10 protein-coding genes and 2 pseudogenes are annotated in these 9,456 nt (G+C 73.5%); 4 read left to right on the forward strand and 8 right to left on the reverse strand.

Annotated features, from left to right (window positions below; translation table 11 throughout):
• The first annotated feature begins 226 nt into the window (after window positions 1-226).
• The 4 genes and pseudogenes from ACZ4WH_RS26205 (at window position 227) to ACZ4WH_RS26220 (ending at window position 3,377) form a co-directional block, all read left to right on the forward strand.
• Window positions 227-868: a hypothetical protein gene (locus ACZ4WH_RS26205; RefSeq protein ID WP_468184692.1), complete on the forward strand. Its 642-nt coding sequence runs from the start codon at window positions 227-229 to the stop codon at window positions 866-868.
• On the forward strand, window positions 865-2,436 hold the full coding sequence (locus ACZ4WH_RS26210) for an alpha/beta fold hydrolase (protein WP_468184695.1): 1,572 nt from the start codon (window positions 865-867) through the stop codon (window positions 2,434-2,436). Before ACZ4WH_RS26205 ends, ACZ4WH_RS26210 begins: the two co-directional genes overlap by 4 nt.
• A gap of 107 nt (window positions 2,437-2,543) precedes the next feature.
• Window positions 2,544-3,026: a carboxymuconolactone decarboxylase family protein gene (locus ACZ4WH_RS26215; RefSeq protein WP_468184697.1), complete on the forward strand. Its 483-nt coding sequence runs from the start codon at window positions 2,544-2,546 to the stop codon at window positions 3,024-3,026.
• A gap of 68 nt (window positions 3,027-3,094) precedes the next feature.
• Window positions 3,095-3,377: pseudogene (locus tag ACZ4WH_RS26220) on the forward strand (RidA family protein).
• A 36-nt stretch (window positions 3,378-3,413) separates the two neighbouring features.
• Here the strand turns inward: ACZ4WH_RS26220 and ACZ4WH_RS26225 are convergent.
• From ACZ4WH_RS26225 to ACZ4WH_RS26260, 8 genes and pseudogenes are all read right to left on the reverse strand, one after another.
• Window positions 3,414-4,295 (reverse strand): DMT family transporter, encoded by an 882-nt coding sequence (locus ACZ4WH_RS26225; RefSeq protein ID WP_468184700.1) that lies wholly within the window; start codon window positions 4,293-4,295, stop codon window positions 3,414-3,416.
• A 181-nt stretch (window positions 4,296-4,476) separates the two neighbouring features.
• Window positions 4,477-5,019 carry a hypothetical protein gene (locus tag ACZ4WH_RS26230; protein ID WP_468184702.1) on the reverse strand — a complete coding sequence of 181 codons (543 nt, stop codon included), beginning with the start codon at window positions 5,017-5,019 and terminating at the stop codon, window positions 4,477-4,479.
• Complete coding sequence (locus tag ACZ4WH_RS26235) at window positions 5,016-5,771, reverse strand: YqjF family protein (RefSeq protein ID WP_468184725.1); 756 nt, start codon at window positions 5,769-5,771, stop codon at window positions 5,016-5,018. The genes ACZ4WH_RS26230 and ACZ4WH_RS26235 overlap by 4 nt, the downstream gene beginning before the upstream one ends.
• 94 nt (window positions 5,772-5,865) lie before the next feature.
• Window positions 5,866-6,147, reverse strand: coding sequence for a hypothetical protein (locus ACZ4WH_RS26240; protein ID WP_468184705.1), 282 nt, complete (start codon window positions 6,145-6,147; stop codon window positions 5,866-5,868).
• Between the two features lie 60 nt (window positions 6,148-6,207).
• Window positions 6,208-7,023, reverse strand: a complete 816-nt coding sequence (locus ACZ4WH_RS26245; protein WP_468184708.1) for an ABC transporter permease — start codon at window positions 7,021-7,023, stop codon at window positions 6,208-6,210.
• 50 nt (window positions 7,024-7,073) lie between these two features.
• Window positions 7,074-7,967, reverse strand: coding sequence for an ABC transporter permease (locus tag ACZ4WH_RS26250; protein WP_468184711.1), 894 nt, complete (start codon window positions 7,965-7,967; stop codon window positions 7,074-7,076).
• 3 nt (window positions 7,968-7,970) lie between these two features.
• Window positions 7,971-9,170 (reverse strand): ABC transporter substrate-binding protein, encoded by a 1,200-nt coding sequence (locus ACZ4WH_RS26255; RefSeq protein WP_468184713.1) that lies wholly within the window; start codon window positions 9,168-9,170, stop codon window positions 7,971-7,973.
• Window positions 9,171-9,198: 28 nt separating this feature from the next.
• Window positions 9,199-9,351: pseudogene (locus ACZ4WH_RS26260) on the reverse strand (TOBE domain-containing protein); the annotation flags it as partial.
• Window positions 9,352-9,456: the final 105 nt, after the last annotated feature.

Genomic DNA, 9,456 nt, shown 5'->3' on the forward strand with positions numbered 1-9,456 from the left:
CCTGCCCCCCGCAGCGATGAGCGGACCCCCTCGTCCCGTCCAGAGTGACAGTCCCGGGTTCCGGATACGGCACAACGCCCACCGTTCACCCTTGGTACGGCTGTCCGAGCGGTGTCAGGCACGCGCGGGGGGCTCCCCTCCGGGCACGCGCTGGTGCTGTCCCCCGCCCCGAATCGCCTGCCCGCCGGAGTGAGCACGGCCCGGGCGGTGCCTAGCGTCAGGGGGCATGGCGCTCTCCTTACCGAGTTCCGAGTTCCGTCCCCCGAGTTCCGCGTTCCGTCCCCCGAGTTCCGCGTTCCGCCGGCGTACCGGCCTCGCGGCTCTGGCCACGGCCTGCCTGGTGGCCGTCGATCCGGCCGGCGCCCCGCCCGCCGCCGCGCAGCCGCCCCGGGACGCGCCCCGCGCCTGCGGCCCGCGCCCGGCGCCGAGCCGGTCCGTGCACCAGCTCGTGGCGCACGACCGGATCACCGGCGCCGCGGTCCTGGTCACCGGCACCGGCCCGGACGCCCCGTGCGCGCGCTGGACGGCTACCGACGCCGTGGCCGAGCTGGGCTCCGGCCGCCCCATGAACACACAACGCGCCGACATGCGGCGCACGGTGGCCGCCGACCCCGATCGGCTCCGGCCGGGCGCCCGCTACGGGCTCGGCCCGATCTCCTCACCGCTGTCCTGCGGGGGCAGCCGGTGGGGGCATGCCGGGACCGTGCCCGGCGGCCACCGGGCGCTGGTCGCCACCGGCCCGGACGGCCGCGGTGTCGCCGTCGCCCTGAACGAGGTGCCGGCCACGCTCCAGGTGGAACGGGACTTCCTCGACGTCGTCGACAAGGCCCTCTGCGAGGACCCGTCCACCGAAAGGACCCCCGCATGACCCACGCCACCTCCCGGCGCCGCTTCGTCTCCCGGGCCCCGGCGGCCGTCGCCCTGTCCGTCGCGGGCGCACTGGCCCTGGGCGCCGCCCCCGCCCCAGCCCCCGCCGCCTCGGCCCGGCCGGCCGCCGACCCCCTCGCCCGCTATCACCACCAGCACCTCCGCTGGAAGAGCTGCCGGCTCGGCCCCGACGACGCCACCGGCAAGGAACTCGAACAGGCCGGCGCCCAATGCGCCGACGTCACCGTGCCGTTGGACTACGCCCGCCCCGGCGGCCGTACCCTCACCGTCGCGATATCCCGGATCAGGGGCACCGACACCGCCCACCGAGTCGGCGCGCTGCTGCTCAACAGCGGCGGCCCCGGCGGACAGACGCTCGGCGATCCGCCGTGGGTGCGCAAGGCCATGAAGGACGTCGCCGAACGCTATGACGTGGTCGGCGTGGACCCCCGCTTCGTCGGCCGGAGCACCACGCTGGACTGCCACTGGCCCACCGGCAGCATGATCCGGGGCGCCGGCACCGGCCGCGCCGCCTTCGACCGCATGGTCGCCCTCTCGGCGGACCTCGCCCGCCGCTGCCGTGCCCACGCCGGTGACCTGCTGCCGTACGCCACCACCCGGAACACCGCGCGCGACATGGACGTGATCCGGGCGGCGCTGGGGGAGCGCGGGATCTCCTACCTGGGCTACTCCTACGGCAGTTATCTCGGCCAGGTCTACGCGACGATGTTCCCCCGGCGCACCGACCGGGTCGTCCTGGACGGCGTGGCCGACCCCGCCCGTTACGGTCCGCGGCTGCTGCGGGGCACGGAGGAGGCCAACCGGCACGCCCTGCGTGACTGGGCCGGCTGGACGGCCGCCCACCACGCGGCCTACGGGCTGGGGCGCACCCGGAGCGCCGTACTGGCCACCGTGGACGCGGTCCGGTCGGCCGCCGCCCGCACGCCCCTGCGCGTCGGCGGACACCGGGTGGACGAACACGTCCTGCCCGTCATCGTCTTCAACGGCCTCTCGCAGGACAATCCCATGGCCTACGGCGACTTCGCCCGGGGCGTGCGGGACCTGCGGCGCGCCGCCGACGGCCGGCGGGTCACGCCCTCGCCGTGGCTGGCCTCGGCGCTGGAGTTCGTGCTGACCGGGCACGAGTCCGCCTACGGCAGCGCCCAGACGTCCATCCTGTGCGGGGACGTGGCCGCGCCGCACGACCCGGAGACGTACTGGCGCGATCTGCGGCGCGCCGGGAACCGGGACAGGCTGTTCGCGCCCGTCACGAACAACATCGGCGCGTGCGCGTTCTGGGAGCCGCCGCGCGAACGCCCGACGACGATCCGCGACGACCTGCCGGCCCTGCTCGTCAACGCCACCGGCGACCCGCGCACCGTCTACCCCATGGCCGAGGCGGTGCGCCGCGACTGGCCCAGCTCGCGCCTGGTGACCCTGCGCGGAGCGGACCAGCACGCGGTGTACGGCGTCTTCGGCAGCGAGTGCGTGGACAGCGCGGTCAACAGCTACCTGGGGACCGGCCGGCTCCCGCCCGGCGACCTCACCTGCCTCCGGCCCACCGGGTGAGCCGACCCCGGAGGCACGCATGACCGACGTGGGGTGAGGCGACCCACCTCCGACCCGGCGTGATAGTTTCACGTTCAACAAAAGCTGTCGCCCGGAGGAGTCCCAGGTTGACCAGTCCCGTTCCGGCCGGCGCCGACCGGCGGATCTACATCGACAAGCAGAGCCCGAAGGCGTACCACGCGCTGGTGCAGACGTCCGAGGCGGTGCGCGCGGTCGCCGCCGACGCGGGCCTGGACCGCGTGCTGGTGGAACTGGTCAACCTCCGTGTGTCGCAGCTGAACGGTTGCGCCTACTGCCTGCACCTGCACACCCGGGCGGCGCTGCGGGCGGGCGACACCCCGCAGCGCCTCGGCGTGCTCGCCGCCTGGCGCGACACCGACCTCTTCACGCCCGCGGAACGAGCCGCCCTGGCGCTCGCCGAGGCCACCACGGCGGCGGCCGACACCGCCGCGCAGGACACCGCCTACGCCGCGGCGCGGGACGTCCTCACGGACGACCAGATATCCGCGGTGATCTGGGTCGCCGTCACCATCAACGCGTTCAACCGGGTCTCCGTCATGAGCCGGCACCGGGTGCGGGCCGGGCAGTGAGGCGGCGGGGGCGTACGGAGTGTGCGGACTGTCAGACGTATCGGCGCTGGTCACCTAGCGTTCGGCCCATGAGGGAACGACGCGCGATCCTCAGCGGCTCCACCTTCGAGGAACAGATCGGTTACGCCCGTGCGGTGGTCGACGGGGACTGGGTGCATGTCTCCGGGACCACCGGATTCGACTACACGCTATCTGCTGCCGGACCGCGCCGACTTCGAAGCCTGCTGGCCGGTGCTGCGCCGCTGCTTCGGTGATGTCCGACCGGCCGCCACCATGCTCCAGTGCGGCCTCGCCGACCCCCGGATGAAGATCGAGATCGAGGTCTGTGCCCGCCGCCCCGGCCGGGGCTGAACGGGGCCTCCGGGTGAGCGGGGCCCCTGAGCGGCCTCACGTCGCGGCGTGTCGCTCCTCGGCCGGGACCGGCAGTATGACGATCCGCTGGACGGCGCGGCTGAGGACCAGCACGCCCACCACGATCAGCAGGGCACCGCACGCCTCCGGTACGAGCCACCAGCCCGTCCGGATCTGTTCCCCGAACAGGAAGACGCCCAGGGTCAGGCTCACCACCGCGTCGCCGATGGTCAGCGCGGGCTGCGCGGCGGCCAGCGGACCGGCCTGGAGCGCGTTCTCCAGGAGGAGCACGGAGGCGGCACCGGCGAGCGCGAAGCCGTACGTCTGCCACGATCGCAGGAAGGCCCCGAAGCCGTGGTCGGCGAACGTGCCGCTGGCCGACTTCAGCAGGGCGGCGGTCAGCGCGTTGCCCGTCGCGGACGCGGTCGCCAGCAGCGCGGCGCGCCGGGCCGGCGGACGCCCCCGGCCGGCCAGCAGGACCGCCCCGGCCATCGCGCCGAGACACAGACACAGGGCCGGGATCCAGCGCACGAGCCGCGCCTGGTCGGTGGCGCCGTGCGGGGCGGCGGCGACGAGCAGCACGGCGAGCCCGGCCACACAGCCGCCCACCCCCCACCAGCCCCAGGACGGCAGCCGCCGGTGCATCAGCGGGGCGGCGACGAGCAGCGCGAAGGGCAGTTCCAGGATGAAGAGCGGCTGGACCAGCGCGAGCGGCCCGTTGACCAGGGCCAGGCTCTGGAACAGCGCGGCGCAGACCACCCCGGCCATGCCGATCAGCCAGACCGGCTGACGCGCCAGCTCCGCCACCAGCCGGATCCCCCTGCCACGGGAGACGGACGCCGCCTTGCGCTGGAAGGCGGTGCCCACGGCGTTGCTCGCCGCTCCCGCGACGGCGAACGCCGCGGCCAGTTCGATCACGACCGTCTCCCGCCTGCGGGTCGGTCTCCCGGAGGAGCTTCCGGCCTTTTCAGCCTACGGAACCGCACGGCCGGCCGCGGGTTCGGCGGCGTCGCCTGCCACGGTCGGTGCTCGGGGCGTGCCGGTCGGTGCCCGGGGCCTGCCGGTTGGTGTCCGGGGCCTGCCGTTCGGACCCGGAGGGTCACGCGGCGGCCGGGCCGGTCGTGCGCAGGGCCGTGTCCGCCTGGCGGAGGCGCCACTCCTCCACGGTGTCCTGCTGGCGCCGGGCCCGTTCCAGAAGGGTGTCGAGCCGGCCGGGGTCCAGGCGCTTGTCGGTCGTGGCGAGCCGGCGCAGCGTGAGCCACCCCGCCGCCTTGCCCTCGACCGCCAGCCGCATCGCCTCCAGCTCCAGGACCGTGCTGAGCGGAGAACGCCGTACCAGACGGCCGTTCAGCTTCATGCGTGCCACCTTCTCGGCCGTCCAGCCCGCGCAGACCTTGGCGCGCCGCACCGGCACGTCCAGGTCCCGCATGATGTCCAGCAGTGCCGCGCGGTCCTCGCCGATCTCCGCGGCGACCGGCCGGAGGGCTCTGCCGAGCGCGGAACCCCGGGCGGACCGCACCAGGTGGCCGATCCGCTGGGTGCCCGCCGTGGCACCGGCGAGGTGGTCGTTGAGGTAGATGCCGAGCAGCTTCATGTCGGCGCCGCCCGTGCTCCGGGGGCCGGGCGTGGCGGGACGGTTCATCGCGCGCCTCCTTCGTGGATGCCGTGGGGTCGTGGATGCGGTGAGTCCGGCGGGCCGTCGCCCGCACCCCGGCCGCGAGCGGGCCGTACGGGATGCGAGATGCCCAGGCGCACCTCGGGCAGGCCGTCCGAGTAGTGCACCAGCGGTGCGGTCGTGGGCGGCGGCAGCCCCGCCGCCCGGGTGAGCGTCTCCTCGACGGTGTCGAGCCGTGCCTCGCGCAGTGGCCAGGGCGCGTGCTCGACGGGCGTCTCCCAGAGCGCGCCGAGCCGCCGGGTGTAGGCCCGCCACCGCGAGGTCAGCCACACGTCCCGGGTGCCGGGCCGGACCGGCTCGCCCGGGCGGACGGCCACCTCGTACGAGGGCCCGCCGCCCCGCCGGGCGCCGGTGTAGACCACGGCGTCCCCGCGCCGCGCCACCTCCAGCCGGCCGACGTGGTACGGCACCCCGACCGCGCGGGCGGCCAGCATCACCGGCGAGGTCACCTCGATGGACAGGAACCAGAGCCCGTCCCGGCCGCTCCGGTCGCGCACATAGGTGCGCAGATTGGTCTCGGGGAACGAGGGCAGGGCGAGGGGGAGCCGGGGCGGGCGCACGTCGGCCATGACGAACGGGGTGAGGCTCACCCACGCCGTCCCGTCGCACGTGTCCACCACCAGACCGTCGGGCAGCAGGCGCTGGACCTGGTCGGGGCAGTACGCCCAGTGCACGAAGGTCTGGGTCAGCCAGCCGGCACACAGCGCGGGCAGGTGCACGCGCTGCTCCGCTCCGTACGAGACCACGCGCACCGACTCCCCCGGGGACCCGCGCCGAAACCCGGGAGCGGGCCGGTCTGCCCGGGGCGCCGGCTCAGGTGGCCCGGGTGCCGCCCCCGCGGCGGATCCGGCCGAGCAGGTCCCGGTGGTAGGCCGCGAGTTGCCCGGCGGGCACGGGGGCGGGGCTGCCGGCGAGCGTGTACCAGGTGTCGCTGCCGGAGTGCTGGATGGCGACGCGCACGCTGTGGCCGTCGGGGCTCAGGATGGTCGCGACGGTGAGATCGCCGGTGATGACGCCGGCCTCGTCGGTCATCGCGCCGCCCGGGCCGGCGGTGACCCGGTCGACGTATCGGGTGATGGCGGGAGGGTTCCTCATGGGCGCAGGTTTTCATCAGCCCGGACCGAGCTCCCCGCACCGCGCGGGTGTCGTCGCCGTTCACACCCGGCTGGACGTCGCCGTGTCCGCCGACAGCCGCTGGGCGAGGTAGATCGGGATCACCGACAGCAGGACGAGGACGGCGGCCACGACGTTCACCACCGGCGCCTGCTGCGGCCGGGTCATGTTGTCGAAGATCCAGATGGGCAGGGTCTCGATGCCCGGCCCCGCGGTGAACGTGGTGACCACGATCTCGTCGAAGGACAGGGCGAAGGCGAGCAGGCCGCCCGCCAGCAGCGCTGAGCGGACCAGCGGGAAGGTGACGTCCACGAAGGCGCGGAAGGTGGTCGCGCCGAGGTCCATGGCCGCCTCCTCATACGAGCCGCCCGTCCGGCGCAGCCGGGCCACCACGTTGTTGAAGACCACGACGATGCAGAAGGTGGCGTGCCCGACGATCACGGTGAACAGCCCGAGCCCCACGCCGAGCGGCTCCAGCACCGTGCTGAAGGCCGAGTTGAGGGCGATCCCCGTGACGATGCCGGGCAGCGCGATCGGCAGTACCACGATGAAGGACACCGTGTCCCGGCCGAAGAAGCGGTGCCGGGCCACGGCGAACGCGATCAGCGTGCCGAGGACCAGCGCGACGGCGGTCGCCCCCAGCCCCGCCTTCACCGAGACCCACAGGGCCTCGCGGGCGCCGGAGTTGTGCGCGGCCACCGACCACCAGTGCAGGGTGAGGCCGGGCGGCGGCCAGCTCGCGCTGCGGTCGGGGTTGAGGGAGTTGACCAGGACGAGCAGCAGCGGGACGTAGATCACCGCGAAGCCGAGCCCGGCGCCGATGCGCAGGGCCAGGCGCGCGGTGCGGCTGAGATGCAAGGCGCTCTTCCTCTCCGGGGTCTGAAGGGTTCTCCGGGCGTGCGGGCGGGCTACAGGCTGTTCAGGGCGCCCGTACGGCGGATCGCGAGCAGGTACAGGACGATCACGGCCACGGGCACGGTGCCGAGCGCGGCGGCCATGGGCAGGTTGAGTTCGATGTTGGAGTAGACGAGGTTGCCGATCAGCTGGGTCTTGCCGCCGACGATCTGGACGGTGATGTAGTCGCCCAGGCTGAGCGAGAAGGTGAACACCGAGCCGGCGGCGACCGAGGGCAGCACCATGGGCAGGACGACCGAGCGGAAGGTCCGTCCCGGCCGTGCCCCGAGGTCGGCGGAGGCGTCCAGCAGGTTGGCCGGGAGCTGTTCCAGCGCCGTGTGGATCGGCAGGATCATGTACGGCAGCCAGAGGTAGGTCAAGGTGAGGACGGTGGCGGGCAGGCCGTAGCCGGGGCCGCTCAGCCCGAGCGGCGCGAGCATCCAGTCGGCGAGGCCGCCCTGGGAGAGGATCAGCCGCCAGGCGTACACCTTGACGAGGTAACTCGCCCACAGCGGGGTGAGGATGGCCACGACGAGCAGCGGGCGCCACCGCGGCCGGGCCACGCGGGCGGTGTAGAAGGCGACCGGGAAGGCGATCACCGCGCACAGCGCGGTCACCGCCAGGGCCACCCCGACGCTGCGCAGGATCACCTGCCGGAAGACCGGTGTCGTGAACAGCGCGTGGAAGTTGTCCGTCGACCAGACCTTCACCACCTGGGAGGTGAAGGAGTCCGTCGTCCAGAAGGCGGAGACGAACAGCACCGCGAGCGAGCCGAGGTAGAGGACGGCGAGCCACAGCAGCGGGGCGGTGAGCAGGAGGGCCAGCCGCAGCCGGGGTCTGCGGTGCAGGGTTCCGGCGAGCCGCCGGACGGTGCCCCGGCCGGCGGCGGTCGGCAGATCGGGCGTCACGGCTCAGCCCTTGATCTCTGTCCAGGCCTGCACCCACTTGGCGTACGGCACGCACCGGACGTCCTTACGGCCGTCGAGGCACTGCTCGATGGGCGTGTTCCAGAAGGCGATCTTCTTCCAGTAGCTCTCGTCGGCGGCGTGGTAGACCGCGCAGAAGTTCTTGTCGCTGGTCTCGGCGCACGCCTTGGAGTTGGCCGGGGCCTCGCCGAAGTACTCGGCGACCTGGGCGTTGACCTTGGGGGAGACGATCCAGTCCAGCCACTTGTAGGCACAGTTGGGGTGCTTGGCCTTGGCGGAGACCATCCAGGTGTCCGACCAGCCGGTCGAACCCTCCTTCGGGACCAGCGCCTTGACCTTCGCGCCCTCGGAGGCGGCGAGGTTGGCGATGACCTGCCAGGTCGTGCCGACGACCGAGTCCCCGCTCTTGAAGGCGGAGACCTCCTTCAGATAGTCGCTCCAGTACTCGCCGACGTATCCGTTCTGCCGCTTCAGCAGGGCCACGGCCGCGTCGAACTGCTTCTGGTCGAGCGCGTACGGGTCCTTGATCTTCAACTCGGGCTTGGTGGCCTTGAGATACAGGGCCGCGTCGGCGATGTAGATCGGCGAGTCGTAGGCGGTGACGTGCCCCTTGTACCGCGCGGCGTCGTCGAAGACTGCGGACCAGGAGGTGGGCGCGGGCTTGACCTTCGTGGTGTCGTACATCAGCAGGTTGGCGCCCCGGCCGTGCGGGATGCCGTACATCTTCCCCTTGACGGAGTTCCAGGCGCCGTTCTTCAACCCGCTGAAGACGTCCTGGTAGTTGGGGACCAGGCCGGTGTTGACGGGGGCCGCGTCACCGGAGGCGATCAGGCGCAGGGAGGCGTCGCCGGAGGCGGAGACGGCGTCGTACTCGCCGGTCTTCATCAGCTTGACCATCTCGTCGGAGCTGGCGGCGACCTTCGCGTGGACCTGGCAGCCCGTCTGCTTCTCGAAGCCGGAGACCCAGTCCACCTTGGGGTCGTTGGAGCCGTCCTCGACATAGCCGGCCCAGGCGATGAGGTTGACCTGACCTTCGGTCTTCCCGAGCTTCGTGGGGGCCTTGAGGTCGGGCGGGTTGAGGCCGGTGGCGGACGTACCGCCGGAGCCGGAGGAGTCGCAGGCGGCGGCGAGCAGCAGCGCGGCGGCGCAGACGGCCGAGGCGCGCAGGGTACGGGTGAGACGCACGGCGTTCTCCAGGGGGAGGGGGACGGTGTCAGGAGGGCAGCCGGACGGCGTGCCGGCGGTGCCACTGGAGGCGGACCCGGGTGCCGCGGTAGGCGGCGACGTCCGCGGAGGAGGTCTCCAGGTTCTGCTGGAGCGCGGTGAGCCGGCCGCCGCCGTCCAGGTCGACCAGGAAGCGGGTGGCGGGGGGGGGGGGGGGGGGGGGGGGGGGGGGGGGGGGGGGGGGGGGGGGGGGGGGGCGGGGGGGGGGGGGCGGGGGCCGCCGCAAACGGATGTTCTTCCCTCCTAG

Source organism: Streptomyces sp. NPDC029138 (genome assembly GCF_055564375.1).